Genomic DNA, 22,278 nt, shown 5'->3' with positions numbered 1-22,278 from the left:
CGGCGGTCCCGGATGACGCAACCCCGGGAAGACCATCATCCCGCGTCGAGGGCGCCGGCGCACCTCACACGTGCGCGGGATCCTCCGCGTCCGCGCGCTGCTGGGCTCCGAGGCGGGAATGCCGGTGGCCGTACGCGAAGTAGAGGGCGAAGCCGAGCACGAGCCACCCTGCGAAGAACACCCACGTGATGGTGGCGAGGTTGAACATCAGATAGAGGCAGAGCAGGGCGGATGCGACCGGGATGACACTGCCGAACGGGACGCGGAACGCCGGCGTGAGGTCCGGACGCCTGCGCCGCAGGACGATGATCCCGAGGCTCACCGTGATGAAGGCGGACAGCGTGCCGATGTTGATCATCTCGGCGAGGACCTCCACCTGGGTGAACCCGGCGAGCAGGGCGACGACGACCCCGCAGAGCACCTGGGTCCGCGCCGGCGTCCCGTGCTTGTCCGAGGTGCGGCTGAGGGCGCGCGGCATCAGCCCGTCACGGCTGAGCGCGAAGATCACGCGCGCCAGGCCCATCAGCAGCACCATGATCACGGTGGTCAGTCCGATGAGGCTGCCCACCGAGATGACGCCGGCGGCCCAGTCCGCGCCGACCAGCTGGAAGGCGGTGGCGAGCGACGGCGCACCGGAGGCTCCGAGCTCGGTGTAGGACACCATGCCGGTCACGACCAGGGTCACCAGGATGTACAGGACGCTGACGACGGCGAGGCCCGCGAAGATGCCACGGGGGAGTGTGCGGCTCGGATCCTCGACCTCCTCGGCGGAGGTGGCGACGACGTCGAACCCGATGAACGCGAAGAACACCAGTGCTGCTCCCGAGATGATGCCGGTGAAACCGAAGGCGGCCGGTGTCGCCCCGCTGAGGAAGGAGAGGAAGGGCTGGTCTGCCCAGCCGGTTCCGCCGTCCGTCGCAGGCTCGGAGGCCGGGACGAACGGCGTGTAGTTCCCGGGATCGACGTAGAAGAAGCCGACGACGATGACGAACAGCACGATGCCGATCTTGATGACCGTGAAGACGCTGTTGACCCGCGCGGAGAGCTTGGTGCCCCAGACCAGGACGGCGGTGAAGACCGCGACGATCAGCAGCGGACCCCAGGCGAGGTCGACGCCCAGCAGGCCGACCTCGGCGGGGACGTCGAGGTCGAGGGCGTTGAAGAGATCGGACAGGTACACGCCCCAGAACTTCGCGATGACGGCGGCGGCCATGAGCAGTTCGAGGATCAGGTTCCAGCCGATGATCCAGGCGATCAGCTCACCCATCGTGGCGTAGGTGAAGACGTAGGCGCTTCCCGCGACCGGCAGCGCCGTCGCGAACTCGGCGTAGCACATGATCGCGAGGGCGCACGTGATCGCGGCGAGGACGAAGGAGATGGTCACCGCGGGGCCGGCGTTGAAGGCGGCGGCCTGTGCGCCCACCGAGAAGATCCCCGCGCCCACGGCGACGGCGACGCCCATGACCATGAGGTCCCACGTGGTGAGGGACCGCTTGAGGCCGCGCCCCTTCTCGTCGGAGTCCTTGATCGACTGCTCGATGGACTTGGTCCGGAAGAGGTCCATGGGGCAGGTCCTTCAGTGGTGGGGGTGGAGGGTCCGCGGTCGTGGAGAGGCCGCGCACCTGTCGAGGATAGGAGCTGATCGGGCCTGCCGCACGTTCGTGACGCGGGCGGCAGGCCCCTGATCGATGCGGCGGAGGCTAGGCCTGCCGCTTCAGGAAGGCGTGGCGCGGGCTGTCCGGGTTCATGAGCGAGTGCTTCCTGCCGTAGAAGAAGTAGATGGCGAGGCCGATCAGGAGCCACACGCCGAACCGCAGCCACGTCTCCCCGTCCAGTTGCAGCATCAGGAACAGCGACGCGAGGACGCCGAACGCGGGGACGATCGGCATCAGTGGCAGCTTGAACGTGCGGGGAACCTCGGGACGGGTGCGCCGCAGCACGATCACCGCGATGCAGACCACGACGAACGCCGCGAGGATGCCGATGTTGGTGAGGTCGGCGACGGCGCGGATCGGGAACACCCCGGCGAGGAACGCCGAGGCGATCCCGGCGATCCAGGTGACGCGCTGCGGCGTGCCGTGGCGGTCCGTCGTCGAGAACCAGGCCGGCAGGAGCCCGTCGCGGCTCATCGAGAACCAGACGCGCGTGACACCGAGGAGGAAGGTCAGCATGACGGTGAGGATGGAGATCACGGCGAAGGCCGAGATGATCGTCGCGACGACGGGGAGGCCGACGAACTGGAAGGCCGAGGCGAAGCCGGCGGTCGGGCTGATGTCCTTGTAGTTCTGCATCCCGGTGAGGACGAGGGTCGCCAGGACGTACAGGATCATCGCGATGAGGAGGGACAGGAGGATGGCCTTCGGCATGTGCTTCTTGCCGTCCTTGGCCTCCTCGGCGGCGGTGCTCATGGCGTCGTACCCGAACACGGCGAAGAACACGGTGGCGGCGCCGGCGAACACGGCCCCGAAGCCGGAGGGGACGAACGGCGAATAGTTGTCGACGTTCACGTAGAAGAAGCCGAGACCCACGATGCCGAGGATGAGCAGGATCTTCAGGCCTACCGCGACGAGCTCGAACCGCCCGAAGGTCTTGGTGCCGCGGCTGAGGATGAAGGTGACGAGCAGGCAGACCACGATCGCGGGCAGGTTGATCACTCCGCCCGGGATGGTGTCCGGTGTTCCCTGCATCCAGGTGGGTACGGTGACGCCGATGCCGGACATGAACTCGGTGAAGTACCCCGAGATGCCGATCGCCACGACGGCCACGATGGCGATGTACTCGAGGAGCAGGTCCCAGCCGATGAACCAGCCGACGATCTCACCCAGGGCCACGTACCCGTAGGTGTAGGCGGAGCCGGCGCGGGGGATCATCCCGGCGAACTCGGCGTAGGACAGCGCTGCCGCTGCGCTGGCCAGGCCCGCGATGAGGAATGAGATGAGCACGGCCGGACCCACCGGCTCGCCGTCCGGGCCGCCGTTCGCGACGAGTCCGGCGAGGGTGAAGATCCCGACGCCGATGATGCCGCCGACGCCGATGGCGGTCAGCTGCCAGAGGCCGAGGCTCTTGAACAGGGTCGAGCGGCCCGTCTCGTCCTCGACGTTGTCGATCGGTTTGCGCCGCAACACCGATCGTGGGTTCTGCAGGGCTGATGAATCCGACATCGTCGTCCGTTCCTAGGGGGTGCTCGTGTGCACCCCTAGTATGGAGCGGGCCGTTGGTGACCGGAAATCATTATTCCTGACGACAATTCGTCAGTTCTGCTTATCCTTCGGCGGCCACCCGGCGGCGGAGGCCGTCCAGAACGAGGCCGAGGTACCGCTGGAAGCCCGCGTCCGGGTCCGTCGGGGCGGCCGTCACGGCCCCCGGGGGCAGTGATCCCAGCATGCGGACGAGCACCAGGACGTCCTCACCGGTGAGGTCCGGCCGCGCGCCGTCGTCCCTCAACCGTGCGGCGAACTCCTCCGCCGCCGGAGCGATCCGACGCCGCAGCATCGCGAGTCCCGCCGACACGAAGCCGGGGTCGTGCAGCAGGTCCCGCAGCCCGCGGTCCTCGAGCTGCATGCGGGCGGCGGAGCCGATGAACAGCCGTGCTGCCGCCCAGGAGTCCTCGAGCGCGAGGGCCTCGGACACCGTCGCGTCGACGTCCGTCACGCGCTCCTCGAGGATGGCCTCGATGAGGGTGCGGCGATCGGGGAACCGGCGGTACACGGTTCCTACGCCCACCCCGGCCTCACGGGCGATGTCCTCGAAACTGCACTCCGCGCCATGGACGGCGAACATGCGCCGGGCCGCGGCGAGGACCACCTCGCGATTGTGCCGGGCATCCCGCCGGAGCGGCCGGAGGGCGGGTGGCGGGCCGGCGCCGGGTCCGGGCTGCTCAGGTGGTGACGCCACGGGTGGCTGTCCGGTGGAGGCGGAACGTCAGGAAGAGCCGGTGTGCGGTGATCACGACGGCGAGCCAGGCGACCCCGAGCGTCCAGGCGACCAGGACGTCCGTGAGCCAGTGGTGGCCGAGGTAGACCCGGCTGAGGCCCATGGTCACGGCGAAGACGACGGCGAGGGCGACGGTCAGCGCCCGGGTGCGCTTGCGCTGCTGCCGCAGGACCAGCAGGTATGCCACGATGCCGGCGATCACGACGGCGTTGAGGGAGTGCCCGCTGGGGAACGACGGCGACGATTCGTAGGGCGGGACCGCCAGGTCCATGGGCGGACGCAGGCGGCCGATCGCATCCTTGCCGGCGACCGTCATGAGCAGGGAGCCGAACGCCGCGGCCGGCAGCAGGATCACCGGCGTCCAGGAGCGGCGGTGGACGGCGAGCAGCACCATCACCGAGACGGCGAGGATGGGCATGCCGATCGGTCCGCCGATGTTGGTGTAGCCGGTGATGAAGGCGTCGAACCAGCCCTCGCGCAGCGACACGGCGAGGTCGAGGGCCGGCTGATCCAGGGCCGCGACGCCGTCGGCCTCCACCACCGATTCGTACACTTCGGCCGACGCCGCGGTCAGGGCCGCGGCCACCCCGCCGCCGATCGCGATGAGGAGCAGCAGGGCGGCATGCGGACCGGCCCAGCGGGCGAGGGGGCGGACGCACCGGACGAGGAACCGGCCCACCGGCGACGTCCACCGGGTGAGGTCTCGTGGTCCGACGTATTGGTCCTGGTGCGCTGGCATCCACCGACTCTATGCTGCGGCCCGGGCAGGGGCATCCCGGGGCCCGGCCGGCGACGCCGGGTTGCGTGGTCGCCCGTCGGGGTGTCGGCGGGCACGAGGGCTAGGCTGGCCGCATGAGCGATCCAGGCATGATCCGCGACATCATCCGCGGCGTCCCAGTGTTCCCCGACGAGATGCCGCCCTTCGATCCGGGAGCAGCCCCCGATTCCCCGATCCCGCTGTTCGTCGAGTGGCTGCAGCGGGCGGTGGAGGACGGCGTCGCGGCGCCGCACGCGCTCACCCTCGCGACGGTGGGGGAGGACGGCCTGCCGGATGCGCGCGTCGTGATCCTGAAGGACCTCACGCCCGCCGGATGGGAGGTGGCTTCCAGCAGCGACAGTCCGAAGGGACGGCAGCTGGCGGACCATCCCTCCGCCGCGCTGACCTTCTTCTGGCCGGAGGCCGGCCGCCAGGTGCGGATCCGCGGCTCGGTCTCCACCGGCACCGCACAGGAGAACGACGCCGACTTCCAGCGCCGCCACCCGGTGGCCCGCGCCCTGGTGCTGGCCGGCAGCCAGAGCTCGGTGGTGCGCAGCAGGAGCGACGTCGACACCGCCGTGGCGGAACAGGTGCGCCGCATCGAGGCGGCGGACGGCCTCGTGTCGACCACCTGGACGGTCTTCATCGTGGCACCCGACGCGGTCGAGTTCTGGCAGGCCGACCAGGAGCGGCGCCACACCCGCCTGTTGTACAGCCGGTTCGGTGAGGGCTGGCGCCGGGAGATGCTCTGGCCCTAGGGCTGCACCGTCCGCCGCGTCACCCGGGCCGGCACCGGCTCAATGGCCGAACTCGTCCGAGTCGACGATGTCGGCCCGACCGGAGTCGAGCAGGTAGATCGCGGCCAGCTCCGCCCCGGAGAGCTCGAAGTCGAAGATGTCGAGATTCCGGGCGAGCCGCTCCGGGTTGGAGGACTTTGGGATGGCGACCATCCCCTGCTGCACGTGCCAGCGCAGCACCACCTGCGCGGGTGTCCGGTCGTGGGCCTCGGCGATCGCGACGACGGCGGGTTCGTCGAGCAGCCCGCTGCCCTTGCCCAGCGGGCTCCAAGCCTGGGTCACGATGCCGTGCTCGTTGTGGAACGCCCGTTCCACGATGCGCGGCCGCTGGGGATCGAGCTGGATCTGGTTCACGTCGGGGACGATCCCGGCGTCGATGACCTGCTGCAGGTGCGCCGGCTTGTAGTTCGAGGTGCCCACCGCGCCCACGAGGCCCTCCTCCATCAGCGCGGCGATGCCCTCGACCGCTTCGACGTGGCGCCCCTGGTCGGGATTGGGCCAGTGGACCAGGAGCAGGTCGATGTACTCAAGGCCCAGCAGGCCGGCGCTGGTCTCGAAGGCACGCCGGACGCCCTCCCGACCGTGGTGTTCACGGTTGAACTTGGTGGTGACGAACAGTTCCTCCCGCGGGACGCCGGAGCGGCGGATCCCCTCACCGACGCCCCGCTCGTTACGGTAGTTCTCCGCCGTGTCGATCAACCGGTAGCCCGTCTCCAGGGCCAGGGCCACGGTGTCCGCGGCTTCGGCGTCGTCCAGCGGCCACGTGCCCAGGCCGAGGAGGGGGAGGTGGGCGCCGCTGCGGAGCTGGACGGTGGGGGCGAGTGCCATGGTGGGAGTCCTGGTCGAGAGGTGACGGGTCAGCACCAGCCTGTCCCGCGCCGAACCTCCCGTCAAACGGCATGTCCCGTGGAGAGCCGCTGGATGGTGACCCACGCGCGCGGACCTCCGCGATCGAAGCGGCTCAGGCGATTCGGCTGTAGGACGCCCGGGGCCGGCGATGCGGCGCGCCGCGCGCGAGCAGGTCGTCGATGAGTTCGTTCACGGCCCGGGCGATGCAGTCGCGTTCCTCGCGGGGCAGCGGGGCGAGGCCGTGCAGGTAGGCATCCATCTCGAACTCGTCGAAGAATCCACCCGAATTGAGGTAGTGCAGATACACCTCATGGACGGTCAGTGACGATTCCGCCATGGCCGTACATGCTGTCTGGGACTGCACGGCGGCTCCTCGGGTCCAGTGGCATCCGGACGGGGACTGCCGCTCCTCCTGACACGATAGTCCGGGCAGCGCCCCTCATCCCTCAAGATTCACTCAAGCCATAGCGGCCCTGCCCGTCAGGCGGAGAAGGTATGCGAAGAATGCCTTGATTTCGCATCGGGCCCCGGCGCGGTATAATTCTGTACAGGGCCTAGCAGCGGGCCATTGAACCACCATCGTGGAGCTGACCATGCAATCTTCTTCGTTCGCCGATTACCGTACCCAAAGTGCGCCCGCCGCCGATCCCCAGCCGTTCGGGTTGGCCACGGCCCCTGGAGCCTCCCAGGGCCCTGCGTCCCGTGCGGAGGACGCAGGCTTTCCTGCCGACCTGTCCACCGTGTCGAACCGGCAGCTGAGGGTCCTCTGCAACCAGACCTACCGGGTGCTCGATCGCGACTTCCCCCCGATGGAAGCCGTTCACCACTACGAGTTGCTGGTCGAGGAGATCGAACGCCGCGAGGTGCAGGCCGAGACGCGCAGCGAACCCACGAAGGCGCGCGGCGGCTTCCGTGACAATTCCCTGTTCTCGCGCTTCGAGCTCTTCAGCGACGGCACCATGGTGGGCCACGTCAAGTACGAGATGAAGGGTCCGTACGCCGTGCTCATCCAGGCGGTCGTCGACCCGCAGTTCGACGCCGTCGATGTCGAACCCGCGCTGATCCGGCGGGTACTCCTCAACGCACACCAGCGGCGCATCGCCGTCGTGCCCTACTGCCCGCGGGTGCGGGAGTTCCTCCGGGAGTTCCCCCAGTACCGCGCCCTCCTGCCCGTGGACCAGCGCAAGCGGCTCGAAGCGGCGCTGCTCGTCTCCTCGGACGCCTGAGTCCCCGCTCAGGCGGACGTCGGGCCGGCTGCGGGGTCGGCCGTCAGGAAGCGGTTGCGCACCTTGATGAGGTAGCGCAGGTAGGGCCGGAGGAGGATCCGTTCCGCGACGGCGCCGGCAGGACCGAGTGGCGCGGTGAAGCGTATCCGGTCCACCATCGTCGTGAGGCCGTCGGCTTCCGAGAACTCGTGGACGTGCCGGAAGTCGCGGAACGGACCGGTGTACTGTTCATCCACGAACCGGTGCGGTGCGTCCAGCTCCGTGATGACGCTCGTCATCCTGACGGGGATACCGAAGTGCCAGGCCCGCCATGTCACGTGCTCGCCGAGGCCGATGAGCCCGCTCGTCACCCCGGCGACCGCCCGCTCCCGTGAGAAGCGCATCGATCTCGCATGGGCATCGATGCTGCGCGAGCGGTCGAACAGTTCGGCCTGGCCCACCGTGGTGGTTGTCGTGCACGTGAACGCTGCGGTCATGACGCCAGTATCCCAGCCTGCCCGGTGGCGCCGGCGATGCGCCGCAGCCGCTCAGGTGCGGACGAGCATCTTGCCGGTGTTGGCACCGTTCATCATGTCCAGGAAGGCGCCGACGGCGTTCCGGATGCCGTCCACCACGGTCTCGTCGAACACGATGCTGCCGTCGGCGAGCCAGCCCGTCATCAGCTCCGCGAATTCGGCCTGCAGATCCTGGTGCCGGCCCACGATGAAGCCCTCCAGCGTGAGGGAGTGCGTGACCAGATTCGCCATGTTGTCGGGGCCCGGGGTGCGTTCGGTGTTGTTGTACTGCGAGATCGCACCGCACAGGGCCGCGCGGCCTCCGGTGTTGAGGCGGTCGATCGCTGCCTCGAGATGGTCCCCACCCACATTGTCGAAGTAGACGTCGATGCCACCCGGTGTGAGATCGCGGAGCTGACGGCGCACGGGGGCGTCCTTGTAGTTGAACGCCTCGTCGTAGCCGTACTTCTCCTTGAGGAGGGCCACCTTCTCCGCCGAACCGGCCGAGCCGATCACCCGCGAGGCGCCCAGCTTCCGGGCGATCTGGCCGGCGATGGAGCCGACGGCGCCCGCCGCGCCGGAGATGAAGACGACGTCGCCCTCCTTCAGCCCGGCGACCCGCTTGAGTCCCGCGTAGGCGGTGAGGCCGGTCATGCCGGCGGCACCGAGGAAGACGGACAGCGGCAGCGCCGTGTCCGGCAGGGGCGAGAAGTGGGAGGCCGGGCCCTGCGCCACGTCGCGCCATCCATGGCCGTGCAGGACCGCCGTGCCGACCGGCATCGCCTCGGACGTCGATTCCACCACCCGGCCCACCGCTCCACCGGTCATGGTCTCGTCGAGTCCGAAGGGCGCGACGTAGGACTTGGAGCCGTTCATCCGGCCGCGCATGTAGGGGTCGACCGACACGTATTCGTTCCGGACACGCACTTCATCGAGGCCGAGCTCGGGCAGGTCCACCGTCACGAGCGCGAAGTCCTCCGGGGTCGGCGCGCCGACCGGACGTCGGACGAGCTGGATCTGGGTACTGGCGGTCATTGCTGCTCCTTGGGGGTCGGTTGCTTCCTGCACCTGCCAACCCGCGATCCGGAGGATCTATTCCGTTTAGAGTGCCCCGGCCAGGCGGTCCCGCAGTTCACGGAGGGCGTCCGAGGGCGGGAAGGGCTGCGGCGCACGGCCCCAGAGCCACAGGAGCAATGCCTCCGGGTCCGTCCGGGCGGTCGGCTGTCCGTTCGCCGGTGCGTCCCGCGTGACCTCGACCCGCCCGGGGGCCAGGCACACGTCCCAGGAGTGCCCGCCCGCCTCGAGGCGGACCACCGCTGCGGACGCCGTGAGGTCCGGCTGGCTGCGGACGAGCATCACGGTCAGCACTTCGTCGATGCCGTCCAGGGTGAGGTCCGGGTCCATCGGCGTGGGCCCGTCTCCTGCCGTGTCCTCGAGGTCCACCCGGTGGATCGCGGTCTCGTGCGTGAGCCGCCGGATCCAGAATCCGACGGTCTGGTCCCACGGGACGAACGTCTCCGCCGGATCCTCCGGCCGGTGCCGATCCAACTGGTCGGTGAGGCTGGTGAAGGAGTGGGCGAGCAGGGCCTGCGGCGGGAAGCTACCGATGCTCACGGGAGGCCAGCCATGGCTCGGCCGCTCGCCCGTCCGGATGGTCTCCGCCTTGTGGAGGAACACGATCGCGGTGTGCCGCGCGAGGTCCTCGCCCGTCCAGCCCGGACACGCGGGCACGGGCAGGTCAAGGGTGGCGGGGACGAGGTCGGCGAGGATCCGGTACTCCCGGTCCAGCAACTCCCGGTAGCGGTCGAACGGAAGGGCGTGCGGGGAGGCCTGGTCCATCTCCCGAGTGTAGGCGGGTGCGTCCGACCGGGGTTATGTTACCGGCGAGTAATATCTTGTCCATGCACCTGATCTTCCGCACGATGCTGCAGCTCTTCCGGTCCGGCAGACGGTCACACCTCAGTATCTGGGGCTCCAGCAGCGTCACCCTCCGGGTCCTCCTCACGGACATCGACATCGCGATGCACATGAACAACGGGATGTACTTCTCGGTGTTCGACCTCGGCCGCTTCGACCTGATGGTCCGCAGCGGGGTGTGGCGCCTGATGCGCCGTCGCGGGTGGAGCCCGGTTGCGGCCGGGGAGACCATCAGTTTCCGCAAGTCGCTCCAGCTCGGCCAACGCTATGCCGTCGAGACGCGCATCATCGGACTGGACGAGCGCGCCGTCTACTTCGAGCAGCGTGCCGTGGCCGACGGCGAGATCTACGCACGGGCCTTCATCGCGACGAGGCTCGTCTCGTCGTCGGGCCCTGTCAGCAACGAGGAGATCATCGCGGCCTTCGGGGCGCCGCCGGAGGACCTGGTGCTTCCCGACTGGATCCACGAGTGGCGCCTCAACAACGGGCTGCCCAGCACCCGGAGGCCCGCACCCCACACCTGGTAGGCGGGGGACCAGTTACTGGTCGACAGCCCTCCGTGCCCGGCTGCGGACCAGCCGCTGCACGCCGTACAGGGCGAGGCCGACGGCGAGCAGGATACCCGTGCGGAACCAGATCTCGGCCGTCTGCTGGGTGAGCAGCAGGATGCAGGACGCGATGGCGAGGTAGGGGAAGACCGCCGGGATGCGGAAGTGCTTGTGCTCCACCGCGTCCTTCCGCAGGACGAGCACGGCGATGTTGGTGCTGAGGAAGACGAAGAGCAGAAGCAGGACGACGGTCTGGGAGAGGGACTCGAGCCCGCCCGTCAGTGTCAGCGCCATGGCGACCAGGGTGGTGGCGACGATGGCCACCCACGGGGTGCGGCGGCGGTGCAGCACGCGGTCGAAGACCGACGGGAAGAGTCCCTGCTCGGCCATCCCGAACGTCAGCCTGCTCGACATGATCATGGTCAGCAGTGCACCGTTGGCGACCGCGATGAGTGCCACGAGGCTGAAGAGCCAGCCGGGGATGCCCGCGCCGGTGGCCGTCACGACGTCGAGCAGCGGCGAACTCGATCCCGCGAGCTGGTCGGGGGCGAGGGCGGCGGAGGAGGCCAGCCCGATCAGGAGGTAGACGACGCCGGCCGTGAGGAGTGCGCCGAAGAGGGCCCTGGGGTAGACACGGCTGACGTCGTGGACTTCCTCGGCGACGTTCGCGGAGACCTCGAAGCCCACGAAGGAGTAGTAGGCGATGAGCGACGCCGCGAGCACGGCCGATGCCGGGCCCACACCGGGTGGGAATTCGTTGACACGCGAGAGGTCACCGTTGCCGGCAGCCACGAAGATCCCGACCACGACGATCACGAGGACGAGGCCCGAGACCTCGATGACGGTCATGACCACGTTGCTGCGCACCGATTCCTTGATGCCGCGCATGTTCAGCAGACCCAGGAGCACGAGGAAGACGAGCGCGGCCGGAGTCGCGGGCACGTCGATGAAGGTGGTGAGGTAGCCGCCGGCGAACGCCTGGGCGAGTCCGGCGGCGCTGGTCACGCCCGCAGCGAGCATGCAGAACCCGACGAGGAACGAGATGAACGGCTTCCTGAAGGCGCGCTCGGCGAAGACGGCGGCTCCACCGGCCTTCGGGTACTTGGTCACCAGTTCGGCATAGGAGCCCGCCGTCAGGAGGGCGAGCGCCAGTGCGACCATGAGCGGCATCCAGATGGCACCACCCACCTCTTCCGAGATGACCCCGACCAGGGCGTAGACACCGGCTCCGAGGACGTCACCGAGGATGAAGAGGTACAGGAGCGGGCCGGTGATGCCGCGTTTCAGTCTGGTGTCGGGGCTCTGTTCGGTGATGGTCATGAGCGTCAGTGTAAACGAAACTACTAAGCTGGCTGGGTATTGTCCGAATCACAGAACCGCTCGACGCGCCACAACTACCGTCGAACGCGGGTTGCACCCCGGCCGCTGTGATGCACAGCATAATTGCTTTCGATAACAATGGCCGGGGGAGGCCACTCCAGCTGACAGAGAGGCCATCGATGAGTTGGCTCGACCGCGACCACACCATCGCCAAACCCGGATTCAACCGCTGGTTGATCCCGCCCGCCGCGCTGGCCGTCCACCTGTGCATCGGCCAGGCGTACGCGACCAGTGTCTACAAGACCGCGCTGACGGCGCATTTCGACGCCACGCTGACACAGATCGGCATCATCTTCTCGATCGCGATCGTGATGCTCGGCCTGTCGGCGGCGCTCCTCGGGACCTGGGTGGACCGCAACGGGCCGCGCAAGGCCATGTTCACCTCGGCCGCCCTGTGGACCTCCGGCTTCCTGGTGGGAGCACTCGGCATCTTCACGAACCAGTTGTGGCTCGTCTATGTCGGGTACGGGTTCATCGGCGGCATCGGGCTGGGCATCGGGTACATCTCCCCCGTGTCCACGCTGATCAAGTGGTTCCCCGACCGCCCGGGCCTCGCCACGGGTATGGCGATCATGGGCTTCGGCGGCGGCGCGCTCATCGCGAGCCCCCTGTCCACACAGCTGCTCCGCATGTACGACCCGAACTCGGGTGCCGAGGGCTGGGTGGCCAGCGGCGACGCCGTCGGGAAGCTGTTCCTGACCCTCGCCGTCATCTACTTCGTCTACATGATGTTCGGCGCCTTCACCATCAAGGTGCCGGCCGAGGGTTGGAAGCCGGACGGCTTCGATCCCTCCCAGCTGAAGTCCAAGCCCCTCATCACCTCTGACAACGTCTCGGCGGCGAACGCCATCAAGACCCCCCAGTTCTGGCTCGTGTGGGTCGTCCTGTTCTGCAACGTCACGGCGGGTATCGGCATCCTGGAGCAGGCCTCCCCGATGATCCAGGACTTCTTCCGCGGCGCGGACGGAACGACGGCGGTCTCCGTCGCCGTCGCCGGTGGCTTCGTGGGCCTGCTGTCCATCGGCAACATGGGCGGTCGGTTCGGTTGGTCGACCCTGTCGGACCTCATCGGCCGCAAGCGCATCTACATGATCTACCTCGGCGTGGGCGCGGTGCTGTACCTGATCCTCGCCCTGGCCGGTTCCTCCACGACCCTCCTGTTCGTGGCGCTCGCCTTCGTGATCATCTCCTTCTACGGCGGCGGTTTCGCGACCGTGCCGGCCTACCTGCGGGACCTGTTCGGCACCTACCAGGTCGGGGCCATCCACGGCCGCCTGCTCACCGCGTGGTCCGCCGCAGGCATCGCCGGGCCCCTGATCGTGAACTCCTTCCTCGATGCCCAGGGCACCCCGGGCGAACTCACCGCAGGCGCCTACCAGCCCGCCCTGCTCACCATGGTGGCCCTGCTGGTCGTGGGATTCATCGCCAACCTGCTCGTCAAGCCAGTGAACGCCCGCTTCCACGAACCCGTCCGGAATGCGCCACGAGAATTTGCAAAGGAGGCCTGACATGGCCGGAGCACGAATCGCCGCCGTCTGGGCCCTCGTCGGGGTCCCCCTGGTCTACGGGATCTTCCAGACCCTCACCCGCGCCGCGGCTCTCTTCGGCGGCTGATCGGGCAGCAGTCCTCTCGCGTGAGCCCTTCGGGGTGTCCACGGCGCAACCGACATCGCCGATGCACCACAGGCTGGGAGTGGGCGACCACTCCGGCTCGGCCGCGGCTTCGCCCCCGTCGTGCACGCCTGGTCTACGGTGGAGGGGACCCTCGGGAGGACAGATGCACGCCACCAGCACGCAGCAGGTCGAAGCCCTCGCACGTGGAGAGCTCCCGCCGCTGGAGCAGGTGCGCGACGACGTCTGGTGCCTCGCGCAGCCCATGCCGGGCGGGCACCTCGCCTACTCCCTCACGTACCTGCTGCGGGGCGCGGACGCCGGTGTCCACGTCGTCGATCCCGGGTGGGACTCCGACGCGAACTGGGACCGGTTGACGGCGGCGCTCGCGGCGGTCGCGCCGGACGGAGCGGTCACCGGGATCACCGGGACGCACCTGCATCCCGACCACGTGGGCATGGCCGCGCGGCTGCGGCGGGCCTCGGGCGCACCCCTGGCGATGCACGGCGTGGAGCGTGCCGCCCTCGAGCGGCACCACACCCGTCTGCTCGATCCCGACGAGGTGACCGCGCGCCTCGACGGGTGGGATGTTCCGCGGGAACGCCGGGACGAGCTGGCCCGATTCGTGGACCGCTCGCCCGCGGGGCTCGGGCCGGCCGTGGACCGTACCCTGACCGACGGCGACGTCCTGCCCGTTCCCGGCTTCCGGACGGTGGTGATGGGCACGCCCGGCCACACGGGCGGCCACATCTGCCTGCGCGACGACGACCGCGGGCTCCTCTATACGGGCGACCACGTGCTGCCCACCGTGTTCGCCGGGGTGGGGCTCGGGGGCGCGACGCCGTCGAACCCCGTGGCCGACTACGTGGCGTCGATCGACAGCGTGCGCCGCTACGGACACTACGAGGCGCTCCCCGGGCACGGCCACCGGTTCACGGGGCTGGGCGAGCGGGCGGAGGAGAGCGCCGACCATCAGCTGAAGCGCGCACGGGAGGTGGAGGTGGTCCTCGAGACCCTGGGGGAGCCCACCGTCTGGGACCTCGCGTCGCGCCTGACCTGGACCGCGGGTTGGGAGGGGCTGCAGGGTTTCCAACTGCTGTCCGCGCTCTCCCAGACGGAGATGCACCGGGACTTCGTCAGGGCGGGGACGAGGCCCGCGCCCTGAAATCTTCGGATTGTTCGCCGTAACCCCTCCCCGGCCGGGCCGCTCGTCTATACGCTTCGGGGATGGAGACAGCAACGGCGGCCGGTGACGTCGAATTCGATCACGCCATCGAGGTGCTCGAGGAACAGACCAGCGTGCTGTGGCGCCGGGAACGGACCACCTCGCACGCGCTGGCGAAGCACGTGCATCCGGACATGGAGCCGGCCGCGTACGGCATCCTGACGCTCCTGCAGCGGGAAGGGTCCCTCAGGGCGACGGACATCGCCCTGAGCATCGGAGTGGGCAAGCCCTCGGTGAGCCGGCAGCTCGCCGGGCTCGAGCGGCTGGGGCTCGTCAACCGGGGGCTGGACCCGCACGATGCCCGCTCCCAGCGCGTGGTCCTGACCCCGCTCGGGCAGCAGCAGCTCGCCGCCGCGCAGAGCGGCCGACGCACGGCCTTCACGGCCCTCATGCGCAGCTGGAAGCCGGAGGACGTGGAGGCGCTCGGCACGCTGATCGCCCGTCTCAACAGCACCTACACGAAGGACACCTGGTAGCCCCTCCCTGCGCCGGCGGTGCAGGGAGGCGGGGGTCCCGGAGCCCGTCAAATGCGGGGCGTGCTGCGGGAACGGATGCACAGCCTGCTGATGGCCGCCTAGATTGGAGCCATGGCCGATACGACGCAGCACGACGACGCACGCCCGCGGAACCCGTCCCCCCTCGCCCGGCTCGCCGAGGAGCACCGGGTGGGCACCACCTTCAAGGGGTGGGACGGCGAACCCGCGCAGGTGACCCCGGAGACGCTCGTGGCGGTCCTCGCGGCGCTCGGGGTCGATGCCTCCTCCGATACCGCCATCGCGCAGGCCCTCGCCGACACCGCGGCCGCTCCCTGGCGCTCGATCCTGCCCGCCGTCGTCGTCGTGCGCGAGAGCGACGCCGACCCTGTGCCCCTCCACGTGCCGGTCGGTGCGACGGTGGAGTTCTGGGCCGTGGACGAGGACGGCGTCCGCCACGAGGGGACCGTCGGTGCGGCCGGGCAGGCCCGGACCGTCGACGGCCAGGACCTCGAGCGGCGCGACGGCACGCTGCCGGACGCCGTCCCGCTCGGCTGGCACACGCTGCACGCCAGCGTGGACGGGCAGGAGAGTACCTGCGCCTTCGTCGTCACGCCGGACCGGCTGAGCACGACGGCGGCGCTCGCCGACCACCGCAGCTGGGGACTGATGGCCCAGCTGTACTCGGTCCGATCCACCGACTCCTGGGGCATCGGCGACCTCGCGGACCTCGGCCGGATCGCGCAGGCGGCCGCGCAGCACCAGGGCGACTTCGTGCTCGTGAACCCCCTGCACGCCGCCGAGCCGGTACCGCCAGTGGAACCCTCGCCCTACCTGCCGACCACGCGCCGGTACTTCCACCCCCTGTACCTGCGCATCGAGGACATCCCCGAATACGCGAGGCTCGACGCCCCGGCGCGGCAGCGCATCGAGGGCCTGGCCGCGGGCTTCTCCGCCGCGAATACGGCCACCGAACTGCTCGACCGGGACACCTCGTACGCCGCGAAGCTGGAGGCCCTCGAGCTGGTCTTCGCCGTCGAACGCACCGCGCAGCGCCGGCAGGACTTCGACGCCTACTGCGCCCGGCAGGGCCGGGGGCTGGCCGACTTCGCCCTGTGGTCGGCGCTCGCCGAGGCGTATCCACCGGACGCCCCGGAATGGCAGACCGTCGGACGCCCCGACTCGCCCGGAGCCCGCGCGTTCGCCGAGCGCCATGCGGCGCGGATCGAGTTCCACGCGTGGCTGCAGTGGCTGCTCGACGAGCAGTTGCAGGAAGCCCAGCTGGAGGCGACCGACGCCGGCATGTCCATCGGCGTGGTGCATGACCTCGCTGTCGGCGTCCACCCCAGCGGGGCGGATGCGTGGGCGCTGCAGGACGTGCTCGCCCCCGGGATCAGCGTCGGCGCGCCACCGGACATGTTCAACCAGCTCGGCCAGGACTGGAGCCAGCCGCCGTGGCACCCCGAGCGCCTGGCCGCCTCCGGCTACACGGCGTTCCGCGACATGCTCCGCAACATCCTGCGGCATGCCGGCGGTATCCGGGTGGACCACATCCTCGGCCTGTTCCGGCTGTGGTGGATCCCGCAGGGCGAGGCGCCCGGCGCGGGAGCCTACGTGTACTACGACCATCGGGCGCTGATCGGCATCCTCGCCCTCGAGGCGGAACGGGCCGGTGCGATCGTGGTCGGGGAGGATCTCGGGGTCTTCGAACCAGGCGTCCAGGAGTACCTGGCCGAGCGCGGCATCCTCGGCACCTCGATCCTGTGGTTCGAGCAGGACGCCGACGGCCCCCTTCCCCCCGAGGCCTACCGCCAGGGCTGCCTGACGACGGTGACCGTGCACGACCTCCCTCCGAGCGCAGGGTACCTGGCGGGCGAGCACGTGGCGCTGCGCGAACGGCTCGGCCTGCTCAGCCGGCCCGTCGCGGAGGAGCAGGCCGAGGACCGCGCCGTCCAGGAGAAGTTCCTGGACCTCCTCCGGGAGCGGCATCTCCTCGCGGACGGCCCCGTCGGGGTCCCGGAGACCGTCGAGGCCCTGCACGCCTTCATCGCGCAGACGCCGTCCATCCTGCTGGGCGTGGCACTCGCCGACGCCGTCGGGGAACGGCGCACGCAGAACCAGCCGGGCACCAGCGACGAGTACCCCAACTGGCGGATCCCCCTCGCCGACGCCGACGGCAGGGCCGTCCTCGTCGAGGACCTCGCCGCGAACGGTCGCTTCTCGTCCCTCGTGGCGTCGCTGGGGCTACCCGTCGACGGCGGAGCGCGCGGAGCCGGCGGACACCCCGGGCCCGCCGACTGAGCGCAAGCGGAAACTCCGGGGACGGCGGAGCCGCGCGGCGTGGTCGGATGGAGGAATGGACAGACTCGGAACATATGACGTCGTCGTCGTCGGTGGCGGGATCGCGGGCCTGAGCGCAGCCCTCGTGCTCGGGCGCGCGCGGCGGCGCGTCCTCGTGATCGACGCCGGGACGCCCCGCAATGCCCCGGCCGGCGCCACCTACGGCTTCACCACCCGCGACGGCGCCACACCGGAGCACCTCGTGGCCCTCGGGCGGGCGGAACTGGAACCCTACGGGGTGCACGTCGTGGACGACGTCGTGGACGGCGCGGAGGAGCAGGGGGGCCTCTGGAGCGTGCGTACCGCGGCGGGCGGGACGGCGCGGGGACGGCACCTCGTCCTCGCCTCGGGTCTCCGGGACGTCCTCCCGGAGGTCCCGGGAGCCCGGGAGGCGTGGGGCAGCGGGCTGCTGCAGTGCCCGTACTGCCACGGCTGGGAGGTCGCGGACCAGGCCCTCGGCGTGATCGGTTCCACCGACGCGTCACTCGCGCAGGCGCTCCTGCTGCGGCAGTGGTCGGCGGACGTGACCTACTTCCCCCACCTCCTCGGCTCCGTGCCGGAGGAGGACGCACGCCGCCTGCGGACGAGGGGCGTGCGGGTCGTGGAAGGCCTCGTCCGGGAGTTCGTCCTGGGCGGGGTGCCCGGCGGCGGTACCCCGCAGGCGCTCGTCGCCGTCCGGGTCGACGACGGGTCCGCCGACGGGGAGCGGGTGCCGTGCGTCGCGGTGTTCTGCGAGCCGGGGGCGGACGCGGGCTCGCCGCTCGTGGCCTCGCTGGGATGCGAAGTGCGCGACGACGGGTGCATCGTCACCGACCACCTCGGCCGGGCGTCCCGCGACCGGCTCTGGGTGGTCGGCAACGCAGCCGACCCCGCAGCCCACCTCATCACCGCGGCCGGAGATGCCTACCGGACGGCGGTGGCCCTCAACGCCGTCCTCGTCAAGGAGGACTGTGAGGACCTCCTCGACGTCGAGGAGGCGGTCAGCGAGGGCGTCTGACTGCTCCCGCAGGGGGCAGGGGAGAGGCGGGCCCCGACGTCGTGTCGTGACCCGCCTCCGGGACGAGCGCTACTTCCCGAGATCCTTCCCGAGGTCAGGACGGGTCTCGCTGTCCTGGGCCTGGAACGGGGTGTCCTCGACGTCGCGGGGGTTCCCACCGCTCGGTCCGGTGGTCCCGGAGGTGCCACCCTGCGCCTTGTCGCCCTTGCTGGACCCGCCCTTCTTGAGGACGCCTTTCAGGGAGTCCTGCAGCTCGGGGGCCTTGCTCTTGAGCGTGCCGGTGGTCGAGGCGACGGTCTCCTGGACCTTCGGGCTCTCCCACAGAGCCTGCGCCTTCGTCTTGAGCTGCTCGTAGCTCCCCCGGCCGGCCCGCGTCCCGAGGACGTAGCCGACCGCCGTGCCTGCGGCGAAAACAAGCTTGTTCTTCATGGTGTTCTCCCTTCGATGGACTGCGATCCTCTCGAATCTAGACCACCTGGTCGGCCGGGGCGAGAGGAGTTTCCAGAGGCAACATGCTGTAGGGGAGTGCCGCGATGCAGGCCCTGCCGTGTGAGGAAGTGTCGGTGCCGGGCGCTAGGTTGGCCGGAAGCACCAGGACAGGGAGGCTCCGTGCCCGAGGGGGACAGCGTGTTCCGGCTCGCCGTCCGCCTGCGGCGATCCCTCGACGGGCGCGCGCTCAGCCGCGGCGACCTGCGCGTTCCCGCGCATGCCGCCACGCCGCTCGACGGGATGCGGATCGCGGAGCACGTGACCCACGGCAAGCACCTGCTGACGCGGTTCGACGGCGGGCTGACCCTGCACACGCACCTGCTGATGCAGGGGTCCTGGACGGTCACGGCCCCCGGGAGGGCGCTGCCGCGGAGGCTCCTGCCGGATGCTCGGGTGATCCTCGCGGTGCGTGACGGGCCCACGGCGTACGGGCTGGACCTGCCCGTCGTCAACCTCCTGGCCACGCGGGCGGAGGGCGACGCCGTGGGTCACCTCGGTCCGGACCCGCTGCGGGAGGACTGGTCCGCGGACGAGGCGGTGCGCAGGCTGCGCCGCGGCCCGGGAGAGCGCGTGGCGGCCGCCCTGCTCGATCAGCGGAACATCGCCGGGTTCGGAAATCTGTGGGCCAACGAGCTCTGCTTCCTGCGGGGTGTCCACCCCGACACAGCAGTGGCCGACGTGGACGTGCCGGCACTGGTGGCCCTCGGCGCCCGGTGCCTGCGGTTCTCCGCGATGCAGCCGGGTGCGCACCAGGTCACCACGGGGAACACCCGGCCGGGCGAGAAGCACTGGGTGGCCGGTCGCGCCGGCAGGCCGTGCCTCCGGTGCGGCACCGCCGTGCACGTCAGGGCGGAGGTCCCGGATGATCCTGGCCGTCGTCGGACCTGGTGGTGTCCGCGCTGCCAGCCGCCACCGCCGGGGCACTGACGCCGGCGTCCGGGCTCATCCCGTGCCGGGCGCCGGTCAGCGTCGCGCGGCGAGTGCCGTGGCGAAGGCGTCGGTCGAGGCGGGGGAGCTGTCGATGCGCCAGTCGGCCTCCTTGACGATGTGGAACCAGACGAGCGCGACGACGTCCTGCTGCGCGGAGACGTACCTGAACAGGTCGGAGATCCACCGGGGTTTGGACCCGCCGATCTCGGACGAGGCAGTCTCGGCGATCATGATCGGCGTGCCCGGGGCGATCTGCCGGAGCTGTGCGATGCCGTCCCCGAACAGCGCCTCGGGTTCCTGCCAGGAGCTCCACGCCTGCGACGTGCCCCAGTTGTAGCCGTCGAGCGCCACCACGTCGACGTAGTCTCCACCCGGGTACAGCCGATCCATGGGCGTGGACCCCCAGTAGGGGACATTGGGGTTCCAGACCCAGCTGACGTTGGTCGCGCCGGTGGAGGCGACGACGTCGTGTACGTGCCGGTACGCCGCGATGTAGTCGGCCTCGGTGTTGCCGTTGACGCCGGCGGCCCACGGGTACCAGTCCCCGTTCATCTCGTGCGCGAACCGCAGATACACGGGCTGCCCCCAGTGCCCCAAAGCCGTGCCCCACTCGCGGAGGTAGGCGTCGAACTCGCCGGCCGCGATGCGGTCGAGGGAGTAGGCGGGCTGGTCGGCGCCGCCACCCCAGGTCCACGGCTCCCAGGTCAGCAGCGTCTCGGAGCCGCGGGCGCGCACCGCGTCCAGCTCGGCGATGGGCGCGGGCTGGTTGAAGTCCTTGTAGGACAGCACGAGGGAAGGGGCCTCGCCCGCGAGTGTCGCGACCTCGTCGAGCTCGCCGCCGGCCGCGGGCCCGCCATTGGTGCCGACGCCGAAGCGGATGCCCTTCGGGGCGCCCGGGGCGGGCGCAGGCTCGAGAAGCGTGTATCGGACGCTCGCCGTGCTGGTACCGACCGTCGCCGTGATGTCCACCGGGCCGGTCCCCGTCGGCACGATCGAGACGGTGAAGGCGCCCGTCGGCGACGTGGTCAGAGCCGCACCCACGGCCCCTGCCACGACGGTTCCCCTGCTCTTCCTCGGGAAGCCCGCGCCCGTCACCGTGACGGCGGCGCCGGGTACTCCGGAGGTGGTGCTGACCGTGACCCTGGGCGTGCCCGTGGCCGCGGCCTGGGCGGACACCGGCGGCACCCCGAGCATGAGGACGGACAGCACCGCGGCGACCACGACGAGGCGCGCGGCGGTCGTCAGGACTGCAGCTGCTGCGAGACGGGGAACGGGAAGCATGATCGGCACCTCACGGGTTCGGTGGCCCGGCTGACCGCGAGGGTCCCGTGGCTTTGCGTCCCCGGCTCGCGCCGGGTTTGCCCTTGTCGCCGAGCGGCTGCCCGGGCGTCGTGGGTCCCCGCGATGCAGCGGGACCCGCACCCCATTGTCCCGTCGCATCTGCCCCGCAGCCGCCGGAATCCGCTGAGCGGTGGCCAAGGATTCCGTCAGGTCTTCCGCAGCGCGCATCCCCGGTGGGCCCCGGCCGCCGCCCGAATATGGCCGTCGTCTTGGGAAATCGTGTGGCCTGGCCCACAATTGGTAGTGCGACGGGCTCGAGGCTCCCGTCGTGGTGTGCGGAGGGAGAAGATGAAGCAACGACAGAAATTCACCGACACGATCGCGGCGCAGGTGGACGAGTTCAGGCCGACCTTCGAGGCGCAGGTGGGCCCGGCGCTCGCGGAGGTCTTCATGATGGAGCAGGAGGAACTCCGCCGTGCAGGGCTGCCGCAGGGGATCGCCCGCGTGGGCGACAAGCTTCCCGAGGCGATCCTGTACGACGACGGAGGGCATCCGGTGCCCCTGCGCGAGGTCCTCGGGGCCGCAGCCGCGATCATCGTGTTCTACCGGGGCGAGTGGTGCCCCTACTGCAGCATCACCCTGCAGACCTACCAGCGGGAACTGAGCCCCCTCGCCGAGACCTTCGGGACGCGGCTCATCGCCGTCAGCCCCCAGCACCCGGAGATCACGCGGAAGATGGCACACGAGAGGGGGCTGTACGTATCGCTCTACTCGGACGCAGGGAACACCCTCGCCTCGCAGCTCGGGATCGTCACGTCACCCAGCCCCGAGTCGACGCTGGCGCGCATAGCCCTCGGGATCGACGTCGCCGGATCCAACCTGGACCGGTCGCTGACGATCCCGTTCCCCACGGTGATCGTCGCCGACGCGACGGGCACCATCCGGTTCATCGATGTTCACGTGGACTACACGAACCGCACGGAGACCAGCGACATCATCGATGCCCTCGTGGCGCTCTGACGGTAGTCGCG

At 70.1% G+C, this 22,278-nt stretch carries 23 protein-coding genes and 1 riboswitch; of the genes, 11 read left to right on the top strand and 12 right to left on the bottom strand.

All coding sequences use genetic code 11. From position 1 onward, the window contains the following. Positions 1-64 precede the first annotated feature (64 nt). The 4 genes from AC4D2F_RS09010 to AC4D2F_RS08995 form a co-directional block, all read right to left on the bottom strand. Positions 65-1,564, bottom strand: a complete 1,500-nt coding sequence (locus tag AC4D2F_RS09010) for an APC family permease (RefSeq protein ID WP_490910235.1) — start codon at positions 1,562-1,564, stop codon at positions 65-67. A gap of 136 nt (positions 1,565-1,700) precedes the next feature. After that, a complete protein-coding gene (locus AC4D2F_RS09005) occupies positions 1,701-3,161 on the bottom strand; it encodes an amino acid permease (protein ID WP_104167845.1) in 1,461 nt (486 codons plus the stop codon). Positions 3,162-3,261: 100 nt separating this feature from the next. Further along, positions 3,262-3,894, bottom strand: a complete 633-nt coding sequence (locus AC4D2F_RS09000; RefSeq protein WP_490910234.1) for a TetR/AcrR family transcriptional regulator — start codon at positions 3,892-3,894, stop codon at positions 3,262-3,264. Beyond that, positions 3,878-4,672, bottom strand: a complete 795-nt coding sequence (locus tag AC4D2F_RS08995; protein ID WP_490910233.1) for a phosphatase PAP2 family protein — start codon at positions 4,670-4,672, stop codon at positions 3,878-3,880. Before AC4D2F_RS08995 ends, AC4D2F_RS09000 begins: the two co-directional genes overlap by 17 nt. 113 nt (positions 4,673-4,785) lie before the next feature. Here AC4D2F_RS08995 and AC4D2F_RS08990 point away from each other — a divergent pair, with 113 nt between their 5' ends. Further along, on the top strand, positions 4,786-5,448 hold the full coding sequence (locus AC4D2F_RS08990; protein ID WP_490910232.1) for a pyridoxine/pyridoxamine 5'-phosphate oxidase: 663 nt from the start codon (positions 4,786-4,788) through the stop codon (positions 5,446-5,448). A 39-nt stretch (positions 5,449-5,487) separates the two neighbouring features. On the opposite strand, the gene AC4D2F_RS08985 is transcribed toward AC4D2F_RS08990, so the two are convergent. Together AC4D2F_RS08985 and AC4D2F_RS08980 are read right to left on the bottom strand one after the other, a co-directional pair. Next, the gene (locus AC4D2F_RS08985) at positions 5,488-6,315 is read right to left on the bottom strand and encodes an aldo/keto reductase (protein WP_490910231.1); all 828 of its coding nucleotides are present in this window, start codon (positions 6,313-6,315) and stop codon (positions 5,488-5,490) included. Positions 6,316-6,448: 133 nt separating this feature from the next. Continuing rightward, on the bottom strand, positions 6,449-6,673 hold the full coding sequence (locus AC4D2F_RS08980) for a hypothetical protein (RefSeq protein WP_104167850.1): 225 nt from the start codon (positions 6,671-6,673) through the stop codon (positions 6,449-6,451). A gap of 256 nt (positions 6,674-6,929) precedes the next feature. Here AC4D2F_RS08980 and AC4D2F_RS08975 point away from each other — a divergent pair, with 256 nt between their 5' ends. After that, the gene (locus AC4D2F_RS08975; RefSeq protein ID WP_490910230.1) at positions 6,930-7,562 is read left to right on the top strand and encodes a GNAT family N-acetyltransferase; all 633 of its coding nucleotides are present in this window, start codon (positions 6,930-6,932) and stop codon (positions 7,560-7,562) included. Between the two features lie 8 nt (positions 7,563-7,570). On the opposite strand, the gene AC4D2F_RS08970 is transcribed toward AC4D2F_RS08975, so the two are convergent. The 3 genes from AC4D2F_RS08970 to AC4D2F_RS08960 form a co-directional block, all read right to left on the bottom strand. Further along, positions 7,571-8,038, bottom strand: a complete 468-nt coding sequence (locus AC4D2F_RS08970) for an SRPBCC family protein (protein ID WP_490910229.1) — start codon at positions 8,036-8,038, stop codon at positions 7,571-7,573. Positions 8,039-8,089: 51 nt separating this feature from the next. Next, positions 8,090-9,091: an NADP-dependent oxidoreductase gene (locus AC4D2F_RS08965; RefSeq protein ID WP_490910228.1), complete on the bottom strand. Its 1,002-nt coding sequence runs from the start codon at positions 9,089-9,091 to the stop codon at positions 8,090-8,092. A gap of 66 nt (positions 9,092-9,157) precedes the next feature. Continuing rightward, complete coding sequence (locus AC4D2F_RS08960; protein WP_490910227.1) at positions 9,158-9,895, bottom strand: maleylpyruvate isomerase family mycothiol-dependent enzyme; 738 nt, start codon at positions 9,893-9,895, stop codon at positions 9,158-9,160. A gap of 62 nt (positions 9,896-9,957) precedes the next feature. On the opposite strand from AC4D2F_RS08960, the gene AC4D2F_RS08955 reads away from it, so the two are divergent. Beyond that, positions 9,958-10,500 (top strand): acyl-CoA thioesterase, encoded by a 543-nt coding sequence (locus tag AC4D2F_RS08955; RefSeq protein ID WP_104167855.1) that lies wholly within the window; start codon positions 9,958-9,960, stop codon positions 10,498-10,500. Between the two features lie 12 nt (positions 10,501-10,512). On the opposite strand, the gene AC4D2F_RS08950 is transcribed toward AC4D2F_RS08955, so the two are convergent. Further along, the gene (locus tag AC4D2F_RS08950; RefSeq protein WP_490910226.1) at positions 10,513-11,841 is read right to left on the bottom strand and encodes an APC family permease; all 1,329 of its coding nucleotides are present in this window, start codon (positions 11,839-11,841) and stop codon (positions 10,513-10,515) included. Between the two features lie 179 nt (positions 11,842-12,020). On the opposite strand from AC4D2F_RS08950, the gene AC4D2F_RS08945 reads away from it, so the two are divergent. The 6 genes from AC4D2F_RS08945 (at position 12,021) to AC4D2F_RS08920 (ending at position 18,547) form a co-directional block, all read left to right on the top strand. Continuing rightward, positions 12,021-13,409: an OFA family MFS transporter gene (locus AC4D2F_RS08945; RefSeq protein WP_490910225.1), complete on the top strand. Its 1,389-nt coding sequence runs from the start codon at positions 12,021-12,023 to the stop codon at positions 13,407-13,409. A 1-nt stretch (position 13,410) separates the two neighbouring features. Beyond that, positions 13,411-13,515 carry an MFS transporter small subunit gene (locus AC4D2F_RS08940; RefSeq protein ID WP_459337035.1) on the top strand — a complete coding sequence of 35 codons (105 nt, stop codon included), beginning with the start codon at positions 13,411-13,413 and terminating at the stop codon, positions 13,513-13,515. Between the two features lie 163 nt (positions 13,516-13,678). Then, positions 13,679-14,677, top strand: coding sequence for an MBL fold metallo-hydrolase (locus tag AC4D2F_RS08935; RefSeq protein ID WP_104167860.1), 999 nt, complete (start codon positions 13,679-13,681; stop codon positions 14,675-14,677). 62 nt (positions 14,678-14,739) lie between these two features. Continuing rightward, the gene (locus tag AC4D2F_RS08930; RefSeq protein WP_490910224.1) at positions 14,740-15,213 is read left to right on the top strand and encodes a MarR family winged helix-turn-helix transcriptional regulator; all 474 of its coding nucleotides are present in this window, start codon (positions 14,740-14,742) and stop codon (positions 15,211-15,213) included. 111 nt (positions 15,214-15,324) lie between these two features. Further along, positions 15,325-17,511, top strand: a complete 2,187-nt coding sequence (gene malQ / locus AC4D2F_RS08925; protein ID WP_490910223.1) for a 4-alpha-glucanotransferase — start codon at positions 15,325-15,327, stop codon at positions 17,509-17,511. A 55-nt stretch (positions 17,512-17,566) separates the two neighbouring features. Continuing rightward, positions 17,567-18,547: an NAD(P)/FAD-dependent oxidoreductase gene (locus AC4D2F_RS08920; protein ID WP_490910222.1), complete on the top strand. Its 981-nt coding sequence runs from the start codon at positions 17,567-17,569 to the stop codon at positions 18,545-18,547. Between the two features lie 69 nt (positions 18,548-18,616). Here the strand turns inward: AC4D2F_RS08920 and AC4D2F_RS08915 are convergent, their stop codons facing one another. Next, positions 18,617-18,976, bottom strand: a complete 360-nt coding sequence (locus AC4D2F_RS08915) for a YtxH domain-containing protein (protein ID WP_490910221.1) — start codon at positions 18,974-18,976, stop codon at positions 18,617-18,619. Between the two features lie 180 nt (positions 18,977-19,156). Between AC4D2F_RS08915 and AC4D2F_RS08910 the strand changes: the two genes are divergently transcribed. After that, positions 19,157-19,963 carry a DNA-formamidopyrimidine glycosylase family protein gene (locus tag AC4D2F_RS08910; protein WP_490910220.1) on the top strand — a complete coding sequence of 269 codons (807 nt, stop codon included), beginning with the start codon at positions 19,157-19,159 and terminating at the stop codon, positions 19,961-19,963. Positions 19,964-19,999: 36 nt separating this feature from the next. On the opposite strand, the gene AC4D2F_RS08905 is transcribed toward AC4D2F_RS08910, so the two are convergent. Further along, positions 20,000-21,247 (bottom strand): glycoside hydrolase family 26 protein, encoded by a 1,248-nt coding sequence (locus tag AC4D2F_RS08905; RefSeq protein WP_490910219.1) that lies wholly within the window; start codon positions 21,245-21,247, stop codon positions 20,000-20,002. A 17-nt stretch (positions 21,248-21,264) separates the two neighbouring features. Beyond that, a riboswitch (cyclic di-GMP riboswitch) is annotated at positions 21,265-21,339 on the bottom strand. A 256-nt stretch (positions 21,340-21,595) separates the two neighbouring features. Between AC4D2F_RS08905 and AC4D2F_RS08900 the strand changes: the two genes are divergently transcribed. Then, positions 21,596-22,267, top strand: coding sequence for a peroxiredoxin-like family protein (locus AC4D2F_RS08900; RefSeq protein ID WP_490910218.1), 672 nt, complete (start codon positions 21,596-21,598; stop codon positions 22,265-22,267). Positions 22,268-22,278 lie beyond the last annotated feature (11 nt).

This window comes from Arthrobacter sp. TJ-263 (genome assembly GCF_058269155.1).
This window is presented reverse-complemented; position numbering and strand designations above follow the sequence as displayed.

Coding starts and splice junctions, on each gene's coding strand:
- AC4D2F_RS09010 (WP_490910235.1), bottom strand. CDS start 1,564: ATGGACCTCTTCCGGACCAAGTCCATCGAGCAGTCGATCAAGGACTCC.
- AC4D2F_RS09005 (WP_104167845.1), bottom strand. CDS start 3,161: ATGTCGGATTCATCAGCCCTGCAGAACCCACGATCGGTGTTGCGGCGC.
- AC4D2F_RS08995 (WP_490910233.1), bottom strand. CDS start 4,672: ATGCCAGCGCACCAGGACCAATACGTCGGACCACGAGACCTCACCCGG.
- AC4D2F_RS08990 (WP_490910232.1), top strand. CDS start 4,786: ATGAGCGATCCAGGCATGATCCGCGACATCATCCGCGGCGTCCCAGTG.
- AC4D2F_RS08985 (WP_490910231.1), bottom strand. CDS start 6,315: ATGGCACTCGCCCCCACCGTCCAGCTCCGCAGCGGCGCCCACCTCCCC.
- AC4D2F_RS08980 (WP_104167850.1), bottom strand. CDS start 6,673: ATGGCGGAATCGTCACTGACCGTCCATGAGGTGTATCTGCACTACCTC.
- AC4D2F_RS08975 (WP_490910230.1), top strand. CDS start 6,930: ATGCAATCTTCTTCGTTCGCCGATTACCGTACCCAAAGTGCGCCCGCC.
- AC4D2F_RS08970 (WP_490910229.1), bottom strand. CDS start 8,038: ATGACCGCAGCGTTCACGTGCACGACAACCACCACGGTGGGCCAGGCC.
- AC4D2F_RS08965 (WP_490910228.1), bottom strand. CDS start 9,091: ATGACCGCCAGTACCCAGATCCAGCTCGTCCGACGTCCGGTCGGCGCG.
- AC4D2F_RS08960 (WP_490910227.1), bottom strand. CDS start 9,895: ATGGACCAGGCCTCCCCGCACGCCCTTCCGTTCGACCGCTACCGGGAG.
- AC4D2F_RS08955 (WP_104167855.1), top strand. CDS start 9,958: ATGCACCTGATCTTCCGCACGATGCTGCAGCTCTTCCGGTCCGGCAGA.
- AC4D2F_RS08950 (WP_490910226.1), bottom strand. CDS start 11,841: ATGACCATCACCGAACAGAGCCCCGACACCAGACTGAAACGCGGCATC.
- AC4D2F_RS08945 (WP_490910225.1), top strand. CDS start 12,021: ATGAGTTGGCTCGACCGCGACCACACCATCGCCAAACCCGGATTCAAC.
- AC4D2F_RS08940 (WP_459337035.1), top strand. CDS start 13,411: ATGGCCGGAGCACGAATCGCCGCCGTCTGGGCCCTCGTCGGGGTCCCC.
- AC4D2F_RS08935 (WP_104167860.1), top strand. CDS start 13,679: ATGCACGCCACCAGCACGCAGCAGGTCGAAGCCCTCGCACGTGGAGAG.
- AC4D2F_RS08930 (WP_490910224.1), top strand. CDS start 14,740: ATGGAGACAGCAACGGCGGCCGGTGACGTCGAATTCGATCACGCCATC.
- malQ (WP_490910223.1), top strand. CDS start 15,325: ATGGCCGATACGACGCAGCACGACGACGCACGCCCGCGGAACCCGTCC.
- AC4D2F_RS08920 (WP_490910222.1), top strand. CDS start 17,567: ATGGACAGACTCGGAACATATGACGTCGTCGTCGTCGGTGGCGGGATC.
- AC4D2F_RS08915 (WP_490910221.1), bottom strand. CDS start 18,976: ATGAAGAACAAGCTTGTTTTCGCCGCAGGCACGGCGGTCGGCTACGTC.
- AC4D2F_RS08905 (WP_490910219.1), bottom strand. CDS start 21,247: ATGCTTCCCGTTCCCCGTCTCGCAGCAGCTGCAGTCCTGACGACCGCC.
- AC4D2F_RS08900 (WP_490910218.1), top strand. CDS start 21,596: ATGAAGCAACGACAGAAATTCACCGACACGATCGCGGCGCAGGTGGAC.